The following is a 21,477-nucleotide window of genomic DNA, read 5'->3' as shown; positions in this document are numbered from 1 at the left end:
ACATGAGGGACACTGCTCCCGTGCGTGGACATCTACCGGACGAGAACCCGGGTTTCGCAGGCCGCCGCACGGAACTGAAGCGCATCACCGCCGCGCTGGCGGAGCACCGCCTCGTCACCGTGACCGGCGTCGGCGGCGTCGGCAAGACCCGGCTCGCGCTGCGCGCCGCCCACCGCGTGCGCCGCCGCCACCCCGACGGCGCCTGGTGGGCCGACCTCGGACAGCTCGACGGCGAACGCCTCCTCGTCGCCCTCGTCGCCGACTCCGTCGACCTCGCCGACCACACCCCCGGCACCGACTCCGGCGCCCTGCGCCGCCGCCTCGCCGAGACCCGCCTCCTCCTCGTCCTCGACTGCTGCGACCACCTCGCCGACGCCTGCGGCCGGCTCGTCGCCGAACTCCTCGCCGCCGCCCCCGGCCTCACCGTCCTCGCCACCTCCCGCCGCCCCCTCGGAGTCCCCGGCGAGCACACCGTCCTCCTCGACCCGCTCCCGCCCGCCGGCGACGACGCCCTCGCCCTCCTCCGCACCGCCGCCGGCGAGGACCTGCCCGCCGCCGGACCCGCCGGCGAGATCTGCGTCCGCCTCGAAGGCATACCCCTCGCCCTGGAGCTCGCCGCCGCCCAGATCCGGCTCCAGGGCGCCGAAGCCGTCCGCGACCAGCTCGGCAGCCGCCTCACCGCACCACCCGAAGCCCGCTTCGACCTCCTCGCCCACCCCGAACGCGTCTGGCCCGCCCGCCACCAGACCCTGCGCGCCGCCATCGGCTGGAGCCACGAGCTCGCCGAACCCCTCGAACGCCTCCTCTGGGCCCGCCTCTCCGTCTTCCGGGGCCCCTTCGACCTCCCCACCGCCGCCGCCGTCTGCACCGGCGGCCCCCTCACCCCCGACACCCTCCCCGCCGCCCTCGACGGCCTCGTCCGCGCCTCCGTCGTCCGCCCCGCCGACAGCGCCGGCCGCCACCGCCTCCTCGACACCATCCGCGAGTACGGCGCCGGCTGGCTGGACCGGCTCGGCGAGAGCGGTACGGTCGCCGACCGCCACGCCGCCCACTTCCGCGCCCTCGCCGGACAGGGCCCGGACGCCTGGCACGGCAGCCGCCAGCTCTCCTGGTACCGCGCCGTCGACACCCACCACACCGACCTCCGCACCGCCCTCGACCGGCTCCTGCGCACCGACCCCGACGCCGCCCTCGACCTCGTCGGCTCCGTCGCCTTCGCCTGGTCCTGCCGCGGCCGGCTCCGCGAGGCCCGAGACGGCCTCGAACAGGCCCTCCTCCTCAGCGAGACCCGCGGCCGTCCCCGCACCCGCGCCCTGTGGGCCCTCGGCGTCACCCTCGTCCTCCAGGGCGACCACGGCCCCGCCCAGGACATCAGCGAACGCTGCGCCCGCGAGGCCCGCCACACCGAGCACCCGCCGGACCGGCCGGGCACGGCCTCGGAGCCGTACCGCCCCGGCGAGCTCACCCTCGACGCCGCCGCCCTCGCCGGCCTCCTCGCCCTCACCACCGGCCGCGCCCGGGCCGCCCTCCTCGTCGTCGACCACGTCCTCGCCGCGGCCCGCGGCGGCCCCGCCGACTCCGCGGCGACGCTCCGCTGCCACCTCGTCCGCGTCTTCGCCCTCACCGGCCTCGGCCGGCTCGCCGAGGCCCGCCCCGACGCCCTCGCCCTGCGCGCCCTCTGCGACACCCTCGACGAGCACTGGATACGCACCGCCCTGGAGTACCAGCTCGCCCTCACCGCCCTCCTGGAGGGCGACCCGGCCGCCGCCGGCGACCACGCCCGGGCCATGCTCGCCGGCACCCGCGCCCTCGGCGCCGGACTCGGCACCGCCCTCGGCCTCGACGTCCTCGCCACCGCCTACGCCGCCGCGGGCGACGGCGCCCGGGCCGCCGACGCCTCCGGCACCGGCGAGGCGTACTGGCGCGCCACCGGCCAGCCCCGCCGCGGCCTCCCCGGCCTGCGCGCCCTCCACGCCCACTACACCGCCGACGTCCGCGCCGCCCTCGGCGACCCCGCCTACGAGGAGATCTTCCTCCGCGCCCTCACCGACCACCCCGCGACCGGCCTGAACCGAGCCCTCGACACCGGCTGACCCTCGGCAGAGCGGAGACCCCGCCGAGCTCCGGCCGGAACCGCCCGCTGACCCGCCCGGGACCGTCCCCGGAGCCGGGGCGACCCGGACCACCGGCGACGCCGTAGAGTCGGAGCCGTCGCCCGTACCCGTCCCGACGAGGAGATTTCCGTGACCGACCCGGCGCCCACCACCCGCCAGCACCAGATCGCCCGGGAGCTCCAGGTCTCCGAGAGCTTCGACCCGGCCGCGGAGATCGAGCGCCGGGTGGCCTTCCTCGCCGAGCGCCTGACCGGCACCGGCCTGCGCTCGCTCGTCCTCGGCATCAGCGGCGGCGTCGACTCCACCACCGCAGGACGGCTCTGCCAGCTCGCCGTCGAGCGCGCCCGCGCCGCCGGCCACGAGGCGACCTTCTACGCCATGCGCCTGCCGTACGGCGTACAGGCCGACGAGCGGGACGCGCAGACCGCCCTCGGCTTCATCCGCGCCGACCAGGTCCTCACCGTCGACATCAAGGCGGCCAGCGACGCCGCCCTCGACGCGACCCTGGCCGCCGGGGTCGTCTTCCGCGACGCCCACCACCAGGACTTCGTGCACGGCAACATCAAGGCACGCCAGCGCATGATCGCCCAGTACGCGGTCGCCGGCGCCCAGGACGGCCTCGTCGTCGGCACCGACCACGCCGCCGAGGCCGTCTCCGGCTTCTTCACCAAGTTCGGCGACGGCGCCGCCGACCTCGTCCCGCTCACCGGCCTCACCAAGCGGCGGGTCCGCGCCGTCGCCGCCGAGCTGGGCGCCCCCGACAGCCTGGTCTGGAAGGTCCCCACCGCCGACCTGGAGACCCTCGACCCGGGCAAGCCCGACGAGGACGCGCTCGGCGTCACGTACGACGACATCGACGACTTCCTGGAGGGCAAGCCCGTCGGCGAGGCCGCCCACGCCTCCATCGCCCGCCGCTACGACCTCACCGAGCACAAGCGGCAGCTGCCGATCGCACCCTGAGCGCCCCGCGCCGAACGGGCGGATCCTGGAAGGGCGGGAGCCCCGCCCTCCGGGGCCCCGGAAGGGAGCACACCATGTTCGGCGAGACGACGGCGTACAGCAGCTTCTCGGTGGACGACCTCGACGCCGCCCGGGACTTCTACGGCGACCGGCTGGGCCTGACCGTGGAGGTGAACGGGAGCGGGGACATGCGGATGATGTTCCTGACCCTGCCGGGCGGGGCCCGGGTCTTCGTGTACCCCAAGGAGAACCACACCCCCGCCTCCCACACGATCCTCAACTTCGAGGTCGACGACGTCGGCCGGGCCGTCGACGACCTGATCGCCCGGGGCGTGACCTTCGAGCGGTACCCCGAGTTCGAGGCCGACGACAAGGGCGTCGTCCGGCCCGGCGAGGGCGAGCACGAAGAGGGCGGCCCGGCCGGCATCGCCTGGTTCACCGACCCGGCGGGCAACGTCATCGCGGTGATGCAGACCGACTGACCCCGCCCGGGCGGGCCGGTGCGGCGGTCGGCGGCGGACTGTGATCCACTGTGCGGGCGGGGGAGCACGGAGCAGGAACAGCCGCAGGAGCACCGTTGACCACCTATCGCCAGCCCGGCGTCGTCGTCACCGACCACCACTTCCCCGTCCCCCTCGACCACGCCCGCCCCGGCGGCGAGCAGATCGAGGTCTACGGACGCGAGATCGTCGCCAGTGGCCTGAGCGACGCCGAGCGCGAGCGGCGCCCCTGGCTGGTCTATCTGGAGGGCGGCCCCGGCTTCGGCGCCCGCCGTCTCATCGGAAGGCAGGCCTGGCTCGACCGCGCGCTGCGCGAGTTCCGGGTGCTGCTGCTCGACCAGCGCGGCACCGGCCGCTCCACCCCCGCCAACCGCCAGACCCTTCCGCTGCGCGGTGACGCCGCCGCGCAGGCCGAGCACCTGACGCACTTTCGCGCCGACTCGATCGTCACGGACTGTGAGCTGATCCGCCGCCGGCTCACCGGCGGCGCCCCCTGGACGGTCCTGGGCCAGAGCTTCGGCGGCTTCTGCGCCGTCCACTACCTGTCCACCGCCCCCGAGGGCCTGGAGCGGGTGCTCGTCACCGGCGGCCTGCCGTCCCTCGACGCCACCGCCGACGAGGTGTACGCCGCCGCCTACCCGCGCGTCCGGCGCAAGAACGAGGCCCACTTCGCCCGCTACCCGCGCGACGCCGAACGCGTCCGCGCGATCGCCGCCCACCTCCTGGAGCACGAGGTCACCCTCCCCGGCGGCGGACTCCTCACCGTCGAGGCATTCCAGTCCCTCGGCATCCTCCTCGGCTCCGGCGACGGCACCCACCAGCTCCACCACCTCCTGGAGGGCGCCTTCGTGCCGGCCCCCGGCGGTCCCGCCCTGGCCGACGCCTTCCTGGAGCAGGTCCAGGCCCACCTCTCGTACGCCGGGCACCCGCTCTACGCCGTCCTCCACGAGGCGATCTACGCCCAGGGCCGGGGCCCCACCGCCTGGGCGGCCGAACGGGTCCGCGCCGACTTCCCCGAGTTCGACGCCGCCGGGGCGCTCGCCGCCGGCCGGCCCGTCCTGCTGACCGGCGAGACCGTCCACCCCTGGCACTTCACCACCGACCCCGCCCTCCGCCCGCTGCGCGAGACCGCCGAGATCCTCGCCCGGCGGGACGACTGGACCCCGCTGTACGACCCCGAGGTCCTCGCCGCCAACCGGGTGCCGGTGGCCGCCGCCGTCTACCACGACGACATGTACGTCGACACCGCCCACTCCCTGGAGACGGCCGCCGTGATCCGCGGCGCGCGGACCTGGGTCACCGACGAGTTCGAGCACGACGGGGTACGGGCCGGAGGCCCGCGCGTCCTCGACCGGCTGCTCGCCCTCTCCCGCGACGAGCTCTGACGGCACGTCCGGTGCGCTGCCGGGTCCGTTGGACCAGCAGGGGCCGCCGGCCGCCGGTCGGGGGCCGGTACACCGGCAGGCCGGCGCGCGCCGTGGCCGTCAGCCACCCGCACGCCGCCCTCTCCGTCCCCTCCGCACGCCGCCCTCTCCGTCCCCTCCGTACGCGGGCCCGCGCGAAAGTCCAAGCGCCGGACCCCGAACACCCATGGCCCGCCCCGGCCCGGCCCGCTACAACTCGGTCCATGAGCGCACACGTCACCGCCGAGATCGCCGGCCAGCCCGACAGCTGGCGCCGCGCCGCCGCCCTCGCCGGCCCGCTCGCCGACCGGCTGCCCCGGCCCGGCGAGCGGGTCGCCGTCGTCGGGTGCGGCACCTCGTACCTGATCGCCCGCGCCTACGCGGCCCTGCGGGAAGACCTCGGCGCGGGGGAGACCGACGCCTTCCCCGCCTCCGAACGGACCCCGCTCGGCCGGGGTTACGACCGCCTCGTGGCCCTCACCCGCTCCGGTACGACCACCGAGGTCGTCGACCTCCTCGCGGGCGCCGCGGGACGGATTCCCACCGTCGTCCTCACCGGCGTCCCCGACAGTCCGGCGGCCCGCCTCGCCGACCGGACCGTCGACCTGTCCTTCGCCGACGAACGCTCCGTCGTCCAGACCAGGTTCGCCACCACGGCCCTGCAACTCCTGCGCGCCGGGCTCGGGGTGGACCTCGCGCCCTCCGTCACCGACGCCGAACTCGCCCTCTACGAACCCCTCCCCACCGCCTGGGAGCGGCGCGGCCAGTTCACCTTCCTCGGCACCGGCTGGACCGTCGGAATAGCCGACGAGGCGGCCCTCAAGCTCCGCGAAGTGGCGCGTGTCTGGACGGAGTCGTACCCGGCGATGGAGTACCGGCACGGACCCATCAGCGTCAGCGACCGGCACAGCCTCGTCTGGTGCGTCGGCCCCGTCCCGGCCGGACTCCGCGAGGAAGTCGAGTCCACCGGAGCCCTGTTCACCGCCGACGCGGTCGATCCGGTCGCGGCCCTGGTCCGCGCCCAGCGCCTCGCCGTCGCCCTCGCCGCGCGACGCGGCCTCAACCCCGACCGCCCCCGCCACAAGTCACGCTCCGTCATCCTCGCCGGAGCGTTCCGGCCGACCGCGGCCGACGCCGCCCGTATCCTGCGGGCATGACCGATACCGAAGCCACCGGCCTGCCCCAGCTGCCCGAACTGCCCGGCGACTGGCAGCGCGCCCTCGCCGTCGTCGCCCACCCCGACGACCTGGAATACGGCTGCGCCGCCGCCGTCGCGAGCTGGACCGACGCCGGCAAGGAGGTCGTGTACCTGCTGGTCACCCGAGGCGAGGCAGGGATCGACACGATCGCCCCCGACGTCTGCGCCCCGCTCCGCGAGGCCGAGCAGCGGGCGAGCGCCGCCGTCGTCGGCGTGGACACCGTCGAGTTCCTCGACCACCGCGACGGCGTCATCGAGTACGGCACCGCCCTGCGCCGCGACATCGCGGCGGCCATCCGCCGCCACCGTCCCGAGCTGGTCGTGACCCTCAACCACCACGACGGCTGGGGAGACGGCCCGGGGACGCCCCGGAACTCCCCCGACCACATCGCGGTCGGCCGCGCCACTCTCGACGCGGCCTCGGACGCGGGCAACCGCTGGATCTTCCCGGAACTCGGCGACCAGGGCCTCGCACCCTGGGACGGTGTCCGCTGGGTCGCCGTCGCCGTCTCCAACACCCCCACCCACGCCGTCGACGCCGGCCCCGGTCTGGAGCGGGCGATCGAGTCGCTCCTCTGTCACCGCGCCTACATCGAGGCCCTGACGGACCAGAAGCCGGAGGAGTACGTCCGCGAGTTCGTCACCTCCACCACGTCCGGTTCGGCCGACCGCTTCGGCGGACGTCCCGCGGTGACGTTCGAACTGTTCCCCCGCTAGGCGTCCGCCAGGACGACGGGGACCGAACGGGGCCGCGTGAAGGGCGAGTTCCGGACCAGGGGCGGCGCGGGGCGACCGTGGACGGCGTGACGAGGCGGTGCCGGTGGGCGACACGGCCGCAGGGCCGGGAGGCCACGCCGGATCGGAACACCGTCGTCAGTGCCTACGGCGTCCTGCCGCTCCTGGTGGACGGCCGGAACGCCCCGCTGTCCGAGGTTCAGGGACGCGGGCGCCGCCCGACGGCGAACGTCAGGCGCCCATGGGTGCCGGCTTGAGGACCGCGAACTCGGCGCCGAAGGGATCGGTGAACCAGGCCAGGCGGCCGACGTCCGGGATGTCCGCGGGCGGGAGCAGGACGGTGCCGCCCGAGACGGTCACCGCGTCCGCCGTCGCGTCGGCGTCGTCGACCTCCAGGTAGGGGATCCAGCGGGACCGCTCGCCGGAGTCCTGGAGCTCGGCCGCCCCGCCGAAGGAGGCCGTCTCCTGGTCGCCCTCGGCGGTGGAGATCACCCGGTACGTCATGCCCGGGGCGTCCATCTCCGCCCAGCGCCAGTCGAAGAGCGAGCGGTAGAACGCGAGGGCGGCCTCCGGATCGGGCGTGTGGAGCTCGACCCAGACGAGGGTGTTCCGGGAGGAGGTGCGGTCCAGCCCCTTCACCGAACCCGCCTGCCACACGGCGAACTCGGCGCCGCCCGGGTCCGTGAGCGCGGCCGCCCGCCCCGCGTCCATCACGTCGGTCGCCCGGACCCGTACCCGGCCGCCCTCGGCGGCCGTCACCATCTGGGACGTGTCCGCGTCCGTCGTCCGGAAGTACACCGTCCAGGCGCTCCGCGCGCCCCCCTCGGTGAGCGGACCGATCGCGGCGACGGTCGCGCCGTCCTGCTGGAGGAACCCGTACCCTCCGGCTTCCGGACCCGCGGACCGGAACTCCCAGCCGAACACGGCGGTGTAGAAAGCCGCCGCGGCGACGGTGTCGGGGCTGCCGAGGTCGATCCAGCAGGGGGAGCCGTGGGTGTACTGGGTGCCGAGCATGGGGCGGTGCCGTCCTTCCGTCGTCCTGCGTCCGGTCCGGATCCCGGCCACCATGGCCGATCCCCGGCCCCTCACCCGCCCGACACGACCGCTACCGCCCCGGTTCATCCGACCGGCGCACGGCCCGGGGCGCGGTCCGACGTACGGCCATGGGGCGGCGCTGAGCACGGCGCGGCGCGCGGCCCGGCGGACCGCTTCGGGCACGGCCCGGGGCAGGCCCGGGACAGCCCCCGGAGGACCAGGCCGGCACCCGCCCCCTGGCCGCCCGCGCCCGGAATCCCGCCGCCCCGGTCATCCCGGTCACTCCGCGCGCTCCTCCGCCCGCGCGGCCAGGTCGGCCATGAGCAGTTCGCCGTGGAGCATCGCGCCCGCCCGGTAGCCCGCGCTCGCCGCGTTCACGACCTGTTCGGCCGGCCCGGTCACGTTCCCCGCGGCCCAGACGCCCGGCACGCTCGTCCGACCCGCCTCGTCGGTCTTCACGAAGGCGCCGAACGGCGTCTCGTACAGCTCCGCGCCGAGCCGCCGGAGCACCCCGTCACGGGGGAGCAGCCGGGTTCCCGCCGCGAACACCACGTCGCAGCCGACGGTGCGCCCGTCGGCGAGCCGGACCCCGGTCAGCCGGTCGTCCTCGACGACGACCTCCTCGACCGTGCCCGCCACGGTCCGGACCCCCGCCGCGGCCAGCAGCCTGCCGTCCTCGCCGGTGAGCTCCGCACCGTTCAGGAAGAGCGTCACGTCGGAGGAGAGGTGCGAGACCATCAGCGCCTGATGCGCCGGCATCGCCGGGTGCGCGACGACCCCGAGGGCCTGGTCGCGGACCTCCCAGCCGTGGCAGAACGGGCAGTGCAGCACGTCCCGGCCCCACCGCTCGGCCAGTCCGCGGATCGCCGGCAGCTCGTCCACGAGCCCGGTGGCCACGACCAGGCGGCGGGCGGTGAGCGCGGTGCCGTCGGCCAGGGTGAGGGCGAAGCCGTCGCCGTCCCGGGACGCGGCCGTCACCTCGCCCGGCCGGACCTCCACCCCGTACGCGAGGAGTTCCCGCCGGCCGGCGGCCAGGAACTCGGCGGGGCCCATCCCGTCGCGCGACAGATAGCCCTGCATGTGGCCGCTCGGCGCGTTGCGCGGCGCGCCCGCGTCCACCACCAGCGTGCGGCGCCGCGACCGGCCGAGGATCAGCCCGGCGCTGAGCCCCGCCGCGCCGCCACCGACGACCACGACCTCGTAGGCGTTCTTCTCTTCCACGACCAAGTCCACGACTGAGTCAACGACCGAGTCCACGACTGCCTCCATGACTGTCTCCGTGCGTGCGTTCATGTCGAGAGCGTCGCCCCGGGTCCGCTTCATCGGCAAGGAAAGTTGCCGGTTCTGCAACACTGGACCCATGACCGAAGACGACCGCATCGACGCCGTACTGACCGAGGTCGGCCCCCGGCTGCGCCGGGTCCGCCGGGACCGCGGGGTGACCCTGGCCGACCTGTCCGCCGCCACCGGCATCTCCGTCTCCACCCTCTCCCGCCTGGAGTCCGGGCAGCGCAAGCCGAGCCTCGAACTGCTCCTGCCGCTGGCCCGCGCCCACCAGGTCCCGCTGGACGAGCTGGTCGGCGCCCCGCCGGTCGGCGACCCCCGGGTGCGCGCCCGCCCGATCGTCCGGCACGGCCGCACCATGTACCCGCTCACCCGCCAGCCGGGCGGCCTCCAGGCGTACAAGGTGGTCCAGGAGAAGGCGTCCGAGCAGCCGGACCCCCGGGTCCACGAGGGGTACGAGTGGCTCTACGTCCTCTCCGGGAAGCTGCGGCTGGTCCTGGGCGAGCACGACGTGGTCCTCGCGGCCGGGGAGGCGGCCGAGTTCGACACCCGGGTGCCGCACTGGTTCGGGCCCACCGCCGACGGCCCGGTGGAGTTCCTGAGCCTGTACGGACCGCAGGGGGAGCGGATGCACGTACGGGCGCGGCCCAAGAAGTCCGGCTGAGCGGACGCGCGGACCGGCACGGTTCGCCCGGGAAGCCGGGCCGGGCGGACGTGCGGACGCACACGCCTCCGCCACGAAGTCCGGCCGAGCTGTTCCACCAAGGGCAAGCGACCGCTTAGTATGCGACCGACCGCACGGTACGGACGGAGGCTCGACGGATGCAGGCATGGCGAGTGCACGAGAACGGCGAACCCGGCGCGGTGATGCGCCGGGAGGAGACGGACGTCCCCGAGCCCGGCCCCGGCCAGGTCCTCCTCAGGGTCCGCGCCGCGAACGTCAACTTCCCCGACGCGCTGCTCTGCCGCGGCCACTACCAGATCCGTCCGCCGCTGCCCTTCACCCCCGGTGTCGAGATCTGCGGCGAGACCCCTGACGGACGCCGGGTCATCGCCACCGCCGCCCTTCCGCACGGCGGCTTCGCCGAGCACGCCCTCGCCGACGCGGCCGGGCTCCTCCCCGCCCCCGACGCCCTCGACGACGCCGAGGCCGCCGCCCTCCACATCGGCTACCAGACCGGCTGGTTCGGCCTCCACCGCCGCGCCGCCCTCCAGCCGGGCGAGACCCTCCTCGTGCACGCCGCCGCCGGCGGCGTCGGCAGCGCCGCCGTCCAGCTCGGCAAGGCCGCCGGCGCCACCGTCATCGGCGTGGTCGGCGGCCCCGCCAAGGCCGCCGCCGCCCGCGCGCTCGGCTGCGACGTCGTCATCGACCGCCGCTCCGAGGACGTCGTCGCCGCCGTCAAGGCCGCCACCGGCGGCCGGGGCGCCGACGTGATCTACGACCCGGTCGGCGGCGAGGCGTACCAGCAGTCCGCGAAGTGCGTCGCCTTCGAGGGCCGGATCGTCGTCGTGGGCTTCGCGAGCGGCGCCATCCCCGCCCCGGCCCTCAACCACGCCCTGGTGAAGAACTACGCGATCCTCGGCCTCCACTGGGGCCTGTACGCCCAGCGCGACCCGGCCGCCGTCCTCCAGTGCCATGAGACCCTCACCGCGCTCGCGGCCAAGGGCATCGTCAAGCCGCTCGTCGCCGAACGCGTCCCCTTCGCCGGCGCGGCCGACGCCGTCCAGCGCGTCGCCGACGGCACCACCACCGGCCGCCTCGTCGTCCTCCCGGAAGGAGCCCGCGCATGACCGACGGACAGACCGGCGCCCAGACCGACGGACAGGCGGACCGACAGGCCGGCGCACAGGCGGACCCCCGGACCGGCGCGCAGGCCGGCCTCCGTACCGCCGCCCCCCTCGACGCCGCCGCGCTCCGGGCGCGCACCCGGGCGCTGCTCGACGCGCACCCGCCCGCCACCACCGGCCGGCTCGACTTCCTCCGGGCCCGCTTCGACGCCGGACTCGCCTGGGTGCACTACCCCGCCGGCCTCGGCGGACTCGACGCCCCGCGCTCCCTCCAGGCCGTCGTCGACGCCGAACTCGCCGCCGCCGATGCTCCCGACAACGACCCCCGCCGTATCGGCATCGGCCTCGGCATGGCCGCCCCCACCCTCCTCGCCTACGGCTCCGACGAGGTGAGGTCCCGCTTCCTGCGGCCCCTGTGGACCGGCGAGCAGGTCTGGTGCCAGCTCTTCAGCGAGCCCGGAGCCGGTTCGGACCTCGCCGCCCTCTCCACCCGCGCCGTCCGCGACGAGGCCACCGGCGACTGGATCGTCGACGGACAGAAGGTGTGGACCTCCAGCGCCCACACCGCCCGCTGGGCCATCCTCATCGCCCGCACCGACCCCGACCTGCCCAAGCACCGGGGCATCACCTACTTCGTCTGCGACATGACCGACCCCGGCGTCGAGGTCCGACCGCTCCGCCAGATCACCGGCGAGGCCGAGTTCAACGAGGTCTTCCTCACCGGCGTCCGCATCCCCGACGCCCACCGCCTCGGCGAGGTCGGCGACGGCTGGCGGGTCGCCCAGACCACCCTCATGAACGAGCGGGTCTCCATCGGCGGCGCCCGCATCCCCCGCGAGGGCGGCATGATCGGCAAGGCCGCGACCGTCTGGCGCGACCGCCCCGCACTACGCACCCACGCCCTCCACCGCCGCCTGCTCGACCTCTGGGTCGACGCCGAGGTCGCCCGGCTCACCGGCGAACGGCTCCGCCAGCAGCTCGTCGCCGGACAGCCCGGCCCCGAGGGCAGCGCCATGAAGCTCGGCTTCGCCCGCCTCAACCAGGCCATCAGCGGCCTGGAGGTCGAACTCCTCGCCGAGGACGGCCTGGCGTACGACGACTGGACCATGCGCCGCCCCGAACTGGTCGACTTCACCGGTCGCGAGGCGGGCTACCGCTACCTGCGCTCCAAGGGCAACTCGATCGAGGGCGGCACCACCGAGGTGCTCCTCAACATCGTCGCCGAGCGGGTCCTCGGACTCCCGCCGGAGCCCCGCAACGACAAGGACGTCCCCTGGAAGGACCTCGCCCGATGAGCCACGAGCCGGACCTCCTCTACTCCGACACCGAGGACGCCCTGCGGGACGCCGTCCGCTCCCTCCTCGCCGACCGGGCCGGCCACCAGGCCGTGCTCGACCGGATCGAGACCGGCGACCCGTACCCCACCGGACTCTGGCCGGCCCTCGCCGCCGGCATCGGCGCCGCCGGGCTCCTCGTCCCCGAGAAACTGGGCGGCCAGGGCGCGAGCCACCGCGAGGCCGCCGTGGTCCTGGAGGAGCTGGGCCGGGCGGTCGCCCCCGCCCCGTACCTCACCGGCGCCGTCGTCGCGACCGAGACTCTGCTCGCGCTCGCCGCGACCGACGGCCCGGCCACCGCCCTGCTCGCCGAGGCGGCGGCGGGGGAGCGCACCGTCGTCCTCGCGGTCCCCTTCACCACCGCGCCCCGCACGGCCGGCACCGTCTTCGGGACGACCGGCCCCGTCCGGGCCGTCGCGGACGCCGTCGCCGCCGACGTGTTCCTCGTCCCCCGGGCCGACGGGCTGTACGCCGTGCCCGCCGCCGAGGCCACCGTCACGCCGCTCACCCCGCTCGACCTCACCCGCCCGCTCGCCGTCGTCGACACCGGCACGTCCGCCGGCACCCTCCTGGCGGGGCCCGAGGAGGCCCGCGCGGCGGTCCGGCACGGCCTGCTCTCGGGGGCGGGCCTCCTCGCCTCCGAACAGCTGGGGCTCGCCGAGTGGTGCCTGGAGGAGACCGTCCGCCACACCAAGGAGCGGTTCCAGTTCAACCGCCCCGTCGGCTCCTTCCAGGCGCTCAAGCACCGCATGGCCCACCTCTGGCTGGACCTCGTCGGCGCCCGGGCGGCGGCCCGGGCCGCCGCCGACGCCCTCGCCACCGGAGCCGCCGACGCCGAACTGACGGTGGCCGTCGCCCAGGCGTACTGCTCCGGCGTCGCCGTCCGCGCGGCCGAGGAGTGCGTCCAGCTGCACGGAGGCATCGGCATGACCTGGGAGCACCCGGCCCACCTGGCGCTCAAGCGCGCCAAGGCGGACCAGCTCGCCCTCGGCTCCACCGGCCACCACCAGGACGTCCTCGCCGACCTGATGGACCTCCCCGCCCCGACCTGACACAGGCCCCACGAGAACGGCCCAGGGGCCGCTCCGACGCCGCCGCGCCGGACCGGCCCCGGGCCGCTCACGCCTCCGCGCCGGACCGGCTCCGCGGCCGCTCACGCCTCCGCGGCCGTCCCGCGGCGCGCGTAACAGAACAAGTGCTCCTCCGGCTCCCCGCCCGGTACCTCCGGCCGGAAGACCGACAGCTCGTGGTGGAGCACCTCCAGACCGCACTCCTCCCGCAGCACCCCCAGGTAGGCCTCGGCGGAGAAGCTGGACACCCGGGCCCGCCGCCCCATCCAGGTGATCTCGATCCCCTCGATGTCGGCCGGCACCGTCGCCGACACCAGCAGCCCGCCCGGCACCAGCCACGACGCCATCCGCCGCAGGACCGCGATCTGCTCCTTCCGCTCCATCATCAGCAGCGGGAAGAACGCGCAGACCGCGTCGTAACCGCCCGCCGGGGGGACGTGCTCGCGCAGGTCGGCCTGGACGAAGCGGGCCCCCGGCACCTGGGCCCGCGCCAGCTCGACCATCGTCCCGGAGACGTCGACGCCTGTCACCGCGTGCCCCGCCGCGTCGAGCAGCGCGGCCACCGGCCTCCCCGTACCGCTGCCCGCGTCCAGAACCCGGGAGCCGGGGGAGAGGCGCTCGTTCAGCCACTCCACCGCTGCGAGCTGCGCGGGGAGCCGCCCGAAGGCCCGCTCGTAGTCGATCCCCACCCCGTCGAAGAGCTCGGCGGCCCCGAGTACGCCCCCACCGCCCTCTGGTACGCCCCCACCCGCGACCGGCACCCCATCCACCCCGCCGCCCTGCTCCTCCCCACCGTCCCGCCGCTCCACCGCGCCGCCCCGCTCCTCGTCCGTCCCGCTCATCGCCCCTCCCAGGTCGTCGTCGTCCGGGGCGGCCTACCCCACCAGGGACCGCTTCGCACCATGGGGTTTAATTGCATGCTGCTCGCAATAACTCTTGATCTTCAAAAAAGGGGACCCGATGGCCGCCCGATCCGTCCGCCGCGCGACCGCCGCGATAGCCACGGGGGCCTTCGCCCTCACCGCCGCGGCCTGCACGAACCCCGGCGCCGACACCGCCGGCACCGGCGGCCCCAAGGACTCCGCGGTCGTCGGCATCGCCTACGAGCCCGACAGCCTCAGCCCGCTCCTCGGCTACGGCAAGGACGGCAACTCCAAGATCTTCGACGGCCTCCTCGCCTTCGACGCCGACATGAAGCTCCAGCCGGCCCTCGCCCGCGAGCTCCCGCACATCAGCGACGGCGGACGCACGTACACGTACAACCTCCGCACCGGCGTCACCTTCAGCGACGGAGCCCCCTTCACCGCCGAGGACGTCGTCTTCACCTACCGGACGATCCTCGACCCGAAGACCAACAACCCCTCCCGCACCGAACTCGACGCCCTCAAGAGCGTCGAGGCCGTCGGCGACGACACCGTGGTCTTCCACCTCAAGTACCCCTACGCGGCCTTCGCCGAGCGCACCGTCCACGCCATCGCGCCCGAGCACGTCGCCGGCAAGCAGGACGTCAACACCGGCGCCTTCACCACCCAGCCCATCGGCACCGGCCCCTACATCCTCACCGGCTGGTCCAAGGGCGAGAAGATCAGCCTCAAGGCCAACCCGAAGTACTGGAACGGCGCCCCCGCGGTGAAGAAGTTCACCATGGCGATCATCAAGGACGACGACGTCCGCGCCACCCGCCTGCGCGCCGGCGACCTCGACGGCGCCATCCTCCCGCCCAACCTCGCCGCCGGCTTCGGCAGCGACAAGGGCAAGCGGACCTACGCGGCCAAGACCTACGACTACCGCACGGTCACCCTCCCCACCCACAACCCCGTCGCCGGCGACACCGCCGTCCGCCGCGCCCTCGACATCGCCGTCGACCGCCAGACCATGGTCGACAAGATCCTCGAAGGCGCCGGCAAGCCCGCCTACGGCCCCGTCCCCACCGACAGCCCCTGGTTCACCCAGGGCACCGAGCGCCGCCACGACCTCGCCGGCGCCCAGAAGATCCTCGACGAGGCCGGCTGGAAGCCCGGCTCCGACGGCGTCCGCGTCAAGAACGGCGTCCGCGCCTCCTTCCCGCTCTGGTACGTCTCCGGCGACAAGCTCCGCCAGGACCACGCCCTCGCCTACGCCTCCGACGCCCGCAAGGCCGGCATCGAGATCAAGACCCAGGCCGGCACCTGGGAGGTCATCGAACCGCGCATGAAGAACGACGCGGTCCTCGCCGGCGGCGGCTCGCCCGGCGACCCCGACTTCGACCAGTACCTCCTGCTCACCTCCTCCCTCGCCGGCGACGGCTTCAACAACATGGCCTGGTACGACAACAAGGCCGTCGACCGCGCCCTGGAGGACGGCCGCCGCACGAACGACCACGCCAAGCGCAAGGCCGCCTACGACACCGTCCAGCGCGAACTCGTCAAGAACCCCGGCTACACCTTCCTCACCCACATCGACCACCTCTACGTCGTGAACGACGCCTGGGACTCCGACACCAAGGGCGCCCCGCTCAGCACCCAGATCGAGCCCCACGACCACGGCCTCGCCGCGGGCCCCTGGTGGAACGTCGAAGCCTGGAAGCCCAAGAAGTCCGGAGACACCGAGAAGTGAGCCGCCGCCTCCCCTGGGGGGCCATGGCCCGGATGACGGGACGGCGCGCGCTCGCCGCCGTCCCCGTCCTCCTCGGCGTCACCCTCGCCGTCTTCGCGGTCGCCGAGGCCTCCCCCTTCGACCCCGTCAAGGCGTACGCCGGCACCGCCGGCCTCACCGCCTCGCAGGAGAACCTCGACCAGCTCCGCCAGAACCTCGGCGTGGACCAGCCCCTCCTCACCCGCTGGTGGGAGTGGCTCACCTCGGCCGTCACCGGCGACCTCGGCGACTCCTCCGTCATGCGCCGCCCCGTCGCCGACGTCATCACCGAACGCCTCGGCTGGTCCGTCCTCCTCGCCGTCACCGCCTTCCTGATCGCGATCGCCCTCGGCACCCTCCTCGGCACCCTCCTCGGCGTCCTCGCCGGCCGCCGCCGCGGCGGCCTCCTCGACCGCGCCGTCAGCGCCCTCGCGTACACCCTGGAAGCCGCCCCCGCCTTCTGGCTCGGCCTCCTCGCCATCTGGTTCTTCGCCCTCAAGCTCGGCGTCCTGCCCGCCGGCGGCCTCACCGACACCGCCAGCGACACCGTCACCTTCGACCAGGTCGCCCGCCACCTCGTGCTCCCCGCACTCGTCCTCGGCGTCTCCCAGATGCCGTGGTTCTTCCTCTACGTCCGCCAGGGCGTCGGCGATGCCCTCGACGAGGACCCGGTCCGCGGCGCCCGCGCCCGCGGCCTCGCCGAACGGACCGTCCTCACCGGCCACGCCCTGCGCTCCGGCATGCTCCCGATGCTCACCCTCATCGGCTCCCGCGTGCCCGAAGTCATCACCGGAGCCCTCCTCGTGGAGACCGTCTTCAGCTGGCCCGGCATCGCCGCCGCCACCGTCCAGGCCGCCACCGCCGTCGACTTCCCGCTGCTCGCCGCACTCACCGTGCTCGCCACCGCGGCCGTCCTCCTCGGCAACCTCCTCTCCGACCTGCTGTACGGCCTCGCCGACCCGAGGGTGGGCTTCGATGGCTGACCCCCGCACCCACCGCCTCCGCCTGTGGACCTCCGCGGTCATCGTCGGCGCCGTCGCCCTCGCGGTCCTCCTCGTCCCGCCGATCGTCCAGCTCGACGAACAGGCCGTCGACCTCTCCCAGAAGCTCCTCCCACCCTCCTGGGACCACCCCTTCGGCACCGACGACGTCGGCCGCGACCTCCTCCTCCGCTGCGTCTACGGCCTGCGGATCTCCCTCCTCGTCGGCCTCGTCGCCGCCCTCGTCGCCACCGTCCTCGGCACCGCCGTCGGCGCCGCCGCGGGAGCCCTCGGCGGCTGGACCGACCGCACCCTGATGCGCCTCGTCGACGCCTTCTCCTCCGTGCCCCACCTGCTGCTCGGCATCTTCGTCGTCGCCCTCTTCCGCCCCGGCGTCTGGCCCGTCATCGTCTCCGTCGCGGTCACCCACTGGCTCTCCACCGCCCGCATCGTCCGCTCCGAAGTCCTCTCGCTGCGCTCCCGCCCCCACATCGAGGCCGCGATCTCCGGCGGCGCCTCCCGCCGCCGCGTCGCCACCCGCCACCTGCTCCCCGCGGTCCTCCCGCAGGCCGGCCTCGCCGCCGTCCTGATGGTCCCGCACGCCATGTGGCACGAGTCCGCCCTCTCCTTCCTCGGCCTGGGCCTCCCCAGCCACCAGGCCAGCCTCGGCAACCTCGTCCAGTCCGCCCGCTCCTCCCTCCTCGCCGGCGACTGGTGGCCCACCCTCTTCCCCGGCCTCTTCCTCATCGTCCCCACCCTCGCCATCGCCGGCCTCGCCGGAGTCTGGCGCGACCGCCTCAACCCCCGCCGCCGATCGGAGCTGATGCTGTGAACGCCCGCGTCGCACGCGCTCTCGACGCCGTCACCGCCGAACGCGCCGAGGACGCGCTGCTCAGCGTCCGCGGCCTCACCGTCCGCTTCCGCCTCCGCGGCGGCAAGCAGGTCGCGGCCGTCACCGACGCCGACTTCGACCTGGCACCGGGGGAGTGCCTGGCCCTCGTCGGCGAGTCCGGCTGCGGCAAGTCCGTCCTCGCCTCCGCCCTCCTCGGCCTGCTCCCCTCCAACGCCGACACCAGCGGCACCGCCCTCGTCCACGGCACCGACCTGCTCGCCGCCGACGAGAAGACCCTCGCCCGCTCCGTACGAGGCCGACGCGTCGGCCTCGTCCCCCAGAGCCCCGCCGCCCACCTCACCCCGGTCCGCACCATCCGCGCGCACCTGGAGGAGACCGTCCGGGCCCTCACCGACACCCCCCGCTCCGGACGCCGCAAGGCCGCCGAGGACGCCGCCGCGCGGGCGGCCTTCCCCGCCACCCACCTCGACGCCTACCCGCACGAACTCTCCGGCGGCCTCGCCCAGCGCGCCGCCACCGCCCTCGCCCTCATCGGCGACGCCCCCCTCCTCCTCGCCGACGAACCCACCACCGGCCTCGACCGCGACCTCGTCGAGCGCACCGCCGACGAACTCCGCCGCCACACCGACGACGGCCGCGGACTGCTCCTCATCACCCACGACCTGACCGCCGCCGCCCGCATCGCCGACCGGATCGCCGTCATGTACGCGGGCCGGATCGTCGAGATCGCCCCGGCCCACCGCTTCTTCGGCACCACGGGACCCGACCACCCCTACGCCCGCGGCCTCCTCGACGCCCTCCCCGACCGGGCCTTCACCCCCATCCCCGGCATGCCGCCCGAACTCTCCGACCTCCCCGAGGGCTGCGCCTTCGCCCCCCGCTGCCCCCGCGCCACCGACCTCTGCGCCACCGTCCCGGACCTCCGCGCCGGCGTGGCCTGCCACCACCCGGAGCGCCCCCGTGCTTGAACTCGACTCCGTCACCGCCGGCTACGAGCCGCGCAAGCCGGTCTTCCGCGGCGCCTCCCTCACCGTCGCCCCCGGCGAGTCCGTCGGCCTCCTCGGCCCCAGCGGCTGCGGCAAGTCCACCCTCGCCCGCGTCGCCGCCCTCCTCCACCGGCCCGACGCCGGCCGCCTCGTCCTCGACGGCACCGAGATCACCACCTGGCGCCACCGCGCCCCGCGCGAGCGGCGCACCGCCGTCGGCGTCGTCTTCCAGCAGCCCCGCACCGCCGCCGACCCCCGCCTCACCCTCGCCGACCTCATCGCCGAACCGCTCCGCGCCACCGGCCGCAAGAACGAGGCCGCCGCCCGCGTCGCCGAACTCGCCCCCGCCGTCGGCCTCACCCCCGAACTCCTCACCCGCCGCCCCCACGCGGTCAGCGACGGACAGCTCCAGCGCGCCTGCCTCGCCCGCGCCCTCATCCTCCGCCCCCGCTGGCTCGTCTGCGACGAGATGACCGCCATGCTCGACGCCTCCACCACGGCCGCCCTGGTCGCGGCCGTCGAGACCTACCGCGAGGAGACCGGCGCCGGCCTCCTCGCCGTCGGACACGACCGCGTCCTCCTCGACCGCTGGTGCGACCGTACGGTGGAGTGGCGGGACTGCCTGCCGCCCGAGGAGACCCCGTGACCCGAGCCTGGACCCTCGCCGCCGCCGCCGACCCCCTCGACGGACTGCGGGACCGGCTCGCCGCCGCCGACTGCGGGTACGAACCCGGGGACGGGTACGAGGACCACTGCTGGCTCCTCACCCCCCTGTACGACGAGACCGGCGCCCGGCACCGCTGGCACGACGTCCTGGCCCGGGCCGGCACCCGCCTCGCCGACCGCCCCCGCCCCTTCTCGTACCTCACCTTCGAGGGCGTCGAAGGCGCGGACGCACTCGAAGGCGTCATGGGCGGCGAGATCGACCGCACCACCCTCACCGCCCTCGTCCCCCACCTCGCCCGCCACAGCGCCGCCGGCGGGGCGACCCCCTGCGGCGCAGCCCAGGCCCCCGTCACCAACAGCCCCGGCGTCCCCCTCGGCTCCGCCCCGGAGCCCATGGGCCCTCTCATCGCCTGGCGCGGCCCGCTCTCCGACGCCCCCGCCCACCACGACGCCGCGCCCCACCACTGCTTCCCCGCCACCTGGTGGGCGGCCGACGGCAGCTGGCTCGTCCTGACGAACGTGGACCTCAGCGCCACCGAGGTCTTCGGCCGCGCCGCCCTCATCGCGGACCTCCTCGCCGATCCGGAGCTGGAAGCGGTCCGCGCACCCACCCTCGCGGAGACCTTCGGCGCGTGATCCACTCGGATCCCACCCGGGTTTCACCCGTATGGCCGCCCCGCCGTTCCCCCGGACGGATCGCCCATTCCGCCACACTGTCCGCCGAACGCCGCAATTCCGGTGCGGCAGAAGAAGGACGTGAGAGCGATGGCCGTTTCCGTTTCCGTCGTGGTGCTGCTCCTCGTACTGGCCGTGGTCTTCATGCGCAGCGGAGGCCTCAAGGTCACCCACGCCATCGTCTGCGCCCTGCTCGGCTTCTTCCTGGCCGGCACGAGCATGGCCCCCACCATCCAGAACGGCGTGGCCGCCACCGCCGAGGTCGTCTCCAGCCTCCGCCCGTGACCTGGACGGCACCCCTGGCCATGGCCGCGGTGGCGGCCCTGGCCTGGGGCGAGTGGATGAACCGGCGCTGGTCCCGGGCGTTGGTGGGGGACGGCGAGGGCGCGGCGGGTGCGACGGAGGCGGTCGTCGTACTCGGCTACCGCAATCCCGGTCCGACGGCCAACCTCGTGAACCGGTGGCGGGTCCGTGCCGGCGTCCGCTCCCTCACCCCCGACAGGGCGGTCACCACCTGCCTGATCCTGAGCGGCGGCGCGGTGGGCGGAGACACCGCGGAGGCCAGGCTGATGGCGACGTACGCGACCTCGGTCCTCGCCCACGACGGCCGAGTCCTCATCGAGGACCGGTCGACGACGACGTGGGAGAACGTCCAGAACGTGATCCCCCTGCTGGAGAACGTCGACCGCATCAAGATCGCCTCCCAGCCGGCCCATGCGCTCAAGGCCCGCGTCTATCTGCGGCGCAGCCGTCCGGACCTCGCCGAGCGGCTGGTGCGCGCGGACGACTACCGACCCGGCGAGTGGGCGGCCGCCAAGCCGCTCCTGGCCCTCTACGGCCTCTGGACCCTGCGGTGCCTGCGCCGGGACACGAGACGGGGGTGATGGAGGGGAGCGGGGTTGACACATGTCGGCCCGGTCCGTAATGTTCTCCGGGCTGTCCGACGTGAGCACCGACCCCGGTCGGCCCCGGACAGCGATTCCGCAAGAACCACCGAGCCTTATGGCTGCGATTCGTCGCGCCGTTCTGCTTTCCGTTCGCATTTGCGGAATGAGGAATCCACGTTCGAAGTTCGGACGAGGACCCCGATTAGCTTCGGGGCCGGGGAATCCGCTAAAGTCTCACTCGTCGGAACGGCCCAACAGCCGGAAAGACGAATCCCGCTGACTGGGAATCAGACGCCGAAAGGATCTGATAGAGTCGGAAACGAAGAAAGCGCAGGAAGCGCCCGGAGGGCCTGGAAACAGGAACGAAGGAAGCGTCCGCACCTTGAGAACTCAACA

At 74.8% G+C, this 21,477-nt stretch carries 21 protein-coding genes; 18 read left to right on the top strand and 3 right to left on the bottom strand.

Translation table 11 applies throughout. The annotated features are described in order from the left end of the window. The first annotated feature begins 20 nt into the window (after nt 1-20). From ACFYT9_RS25580 to ACFYT9_RS25555, 6 genes are all read left to right on the top strand, one after another. Nucleotides 21-2,093, top strand: coding sequence for an ATP-binding protein (locus ACFYT9_RS25580; protein WP_387276169.1), 2,073 nt, complete (start codon nt 21-23; stop codon nt 2,091-2,093). A gap of 150 nt (nt 2,094-2,243) precedes the next feature. Next, nucleotides 2,244-3,074, top strand: a complete 831-nt coding sequence (nadE, locus tag ACFYT9_RS25575; RefSeq protein WP_376599223.1) for an ammonia-dependent NAD(+) synthetase — start codon at nt 2,244-2,246, stop codon at nt 3,072-3,074. 74 nt (nt 3,075-3,148) lie between these two features. After that, a complete protein-coding gene (locus ACFYT9_RS25570; RefSeq protein ID WP_387276167.1) occupies nt 3,149-3,556 on the top strand; it encodes a VOC family protein in 408 nt (135 codons plus the stop codon). Between the two features lie 95 nt (nt 3,557-3,651). Next, nucleotides 3,652-4,959, top strand: a complete 1,308-nt coding sequence (locus ACFYT9_RS25565; RefSeq protein WP_389167614.1) for an alpha/beta fold hydrolase — start codon at nt 3,652-3,654, stop codon at nt 4,957-4,959. A 242-nt stretch (nt 4,960-5,201) separates the two neighbouring features. Further along, on the top strand, nt 5,202-6,134 hold the full coding sequence (locus tag ACFYT9_RS25560) for an SIS domain-containing protein (protein ID WP_389167611.1): 933 nt from the start codon (nt 5,202-5,204) through the stop codon (nt 6,132-6,134). Then, on the top strand, nt 6,131-6,892 hold the full coding sequence (locus ACFYT9_RS25555) for a PIG-L deacetylase family protein (protein ID WP_376599229.1): 762 nt from the start codon (nt 6,131-6,133) through the stop codon (nt 6,890-6,892). The genes ACFYT9_RS25560 and ACFYT9_RS25555 overlap by 4 nt, the downstream gene beginning before the upstream one ends. A 249-nt stretch (nt 6,893-7,141) precedes the next feature. Here the strand turns inward: ACFYT9_RS25555 and ACFYT9_RS25550 are convergent, their stop codons facing one another. Beyond that, nucleotides 7,142-7,924, bottom strand: a complete 783-nt coding sequence (locus ACFYT9_RS25550; RefSeq protein WP_389167608.1) for a VOC family protein — start codon at nt 7,922-7,924, stop codon at nt 7,142-7,144. A 300-nt stretch (nt 7,925-8,224) separates the two neighbouring features. Next, complete coding sequence (locus ACFYT9_RS25545) at nt 8,225-9,238, bottom strand: NAD(P)/FAD-dependent oxidoreductase (RefSeq protein WP_389167607.1); 1,014 nt, start codon at nt 9,236-9,238, stop codon at nt 8,225-8,227. Nucleotides 9,239-9,305: 67 nt separating this feature from the next. Here ACFYT9_RS25545 and ACFYT9_RS25540 point away from each other — a divergent pair, with 67 nt between their 5' ends. From ACFYT9_RS25540 to ACFYT9_RS25525, 4 genes are all read left to right on the top strand, one after another. Continuing rightward, on the top strand, nt 9,306-9,893 hold the full coding sequence (locus tag ACFYT9_RS25540) for a helix-turn-helix domain-containing protein (RefSeq protein ID WP_376599234.1): 588 nt from the start codon (nt 9,306-9,308) through the stop codon (nt 9,891-9,893). A 158-nt stretch (nt 9,894-10,051) separates the two neighbouring features. Then, entirely contained in the window at nt 10,052-11,020 is a 969-nt protein-coding gene (locus ACFYT9_RS25535) for an NADPH:quinone oxidoreductase family protein (RefSeq protein ID WP_389167604.1), read from the top strand. Continuing rightward, entirely contained in the window at nt 11,017-12,312 is a 1,296-nt protein-coding gene (locus ACFYT9_RS25530) for an acyl-CoA dehydrogenase family protein (protein ID WP_389167601.1), read from the top strand. Before ACFYT9_RS25535 ends, ACFYT9_RS25530 begins: the two co-directional genes overlap by 4 nt. Continuing rightward, nucleotides 12,309-13,403, top strand: coding sequence for an acyl-CoA dehydrogenase family protein (locus tag ACFYT9_RS25525; protein ID WP_389167599.1), 1,095 nt, complete (start codon nt 12,309-12,311; stop codon nt 13,401-13,403). The genes ACFYT9_RS25530 and ACFYT9_RS25525 overlap by 4 nt, the downstream gene beginning before the upstream one ends. 101 nt (nt 13,404-13,504) lie before the next feature. On the opposite strand, the gene ACFYT9_RS25520 is transcribed toward ACFYT9_RS25525, so the two are convergent. Next, complete coding sequence (locus ACFYT9_RS25520) at nt 13,505-14,263, bottom strand: class I SAM-dependent methyltransferase (RefSeq protein WP_389167596.1); 759 nt, start codon at nt 14,261-14,263, stop codon at nt 13,505-13,507. A gap of 118 nt (nt 14,264-14,381) precedes the next feature. Here ACFYT9_RS25520 and ACFYT9_RS25515 point away from each other — a divergent pair, with 118 nt between their 5' ends. From ACFYT9_RS25515 to ACFYT9_RS25480, 8 genes are all read left to right on the top strand, one after another. Then, nucleotides 14,382-16,016 (top strand): ABC transporter substrate-binding protein, encoded by a 1,635-nt coding sequence (locus ACFYT9_RS25515; protein WP_389167593.1) that lies wholly within the window; start codon nt 14,382-14,384, stop codon nt 16,014-16,016. Beyond that, a complete protein-coding gene (locus tag ACFYT9_RS25510) occupies nt 16,013-17,017 on the top strand; it encodes an ABC transporter permease (RefSeq protein WP_389167590.1) in 1,005 nt (334 codons plus the stop codon). The genes ACFYT9_RS25515 and ACFYT9_RS25510 overlap by 4 nt, the downstream gene beginning before the upstream one ends. Beyond that, nucleotides 17,010-17,846 (top strand): ABC transporter permease, encoded by an 837-nt coding sequence (locus ACFYT9_RS25505; RefSeq protein WP_387276145.1) that lies wholly within the window; start codon nt 17,010-17,012, stop codon nt 17,844-17,846. The genes ACFYT9_RS25510 and ACFYT9_RS25505 overlap by 8 nt, the downstream gene beginning before the upstream one ends. Continuing rightward, the gene (locus tag ACFYT9_RS25500; protein ID WP_389167587.1) at nt 17,843-18,835 is read left to right on the top strand and encodes an ABC transporter ATP-binding protein; all 993 of its coding nucleotides are present in this window, start codon (nt 17,843-17,845) and stop codon (nt 18,833-18,835) included. The genes ACFYT9_RS25505 and ACFYT9_RS25500 overlap by 4 nt, the downstream gene beginning before the upstream one ends. Continuing rightward, nucleotides 18,828-19,499: an ABC transporter ATP-binding protein gene (locus tag ACFYT9_RS25495; protein WP_389167585.1), complete on the top strand. Its 672-nt coding sequence runs from the start codon at nt 18,828-18,830 to the stop codon at nt 19,497-19,499. Before ACFYT9_RS25500 ends, ACFYT9_RS25495 begins: the two co-directional genes overlap by 8 nt. Continuing rightward, nucleotides 19,496-20,155, top strand: a complete 660-nt coding sequence (locus ACFYT9_RS25490; protein WP_389167582.1) for a hypothetical protein — start codon at nt 19,496-19,498, stop codon at nt 20,153-20,155. The genes ACFYT9_RS25495 and ACFYT9_RS25490 overlap by 4 nt, the downstream gene beginning before the upstream one ends. Before the next feature lie 129 nt (nt 20,156-20,284). Further along, nucleotides 20,285-20,479 (top strand): hypothetical protein, encoded by a 195-nt coding sequence (locus ACFYT9_RS25485; protein ID WP_376601921.1) that lies wholly within the window; start codon nt 20,285-20,287, stop codon nt 20,477-20,479. Nucleotides 20,480-20,499: 20 nt separating this feature from the next. Continuing rightward, a complete protein-coding gene (locus tag ACFYT9_RS25480) occupies nt 20,500-21,078 on the top strand; it encodes a YdcF family protein (RefSeq protein ID WP_389167908.1) in 579 nt (192 codons plus the stop codon). Nucleotides 21,079-21,477 lie beyond the last annotated feature (399 nt).

The sequence above is a fragment of the Streptomyces sp. NPDC004435 genome, assembly GCF_042873895.1.
GTDB lineage: Bacteria > Actinomycetota > Actinomycetes > Streptomycetales > Streptomycetaceae > Streptomyces.
The sequence above is the reverse complement of the archived record's forward strand: the minus strand, read 5'-3'. Positions and strand labels throughout refer to the sequence as shown.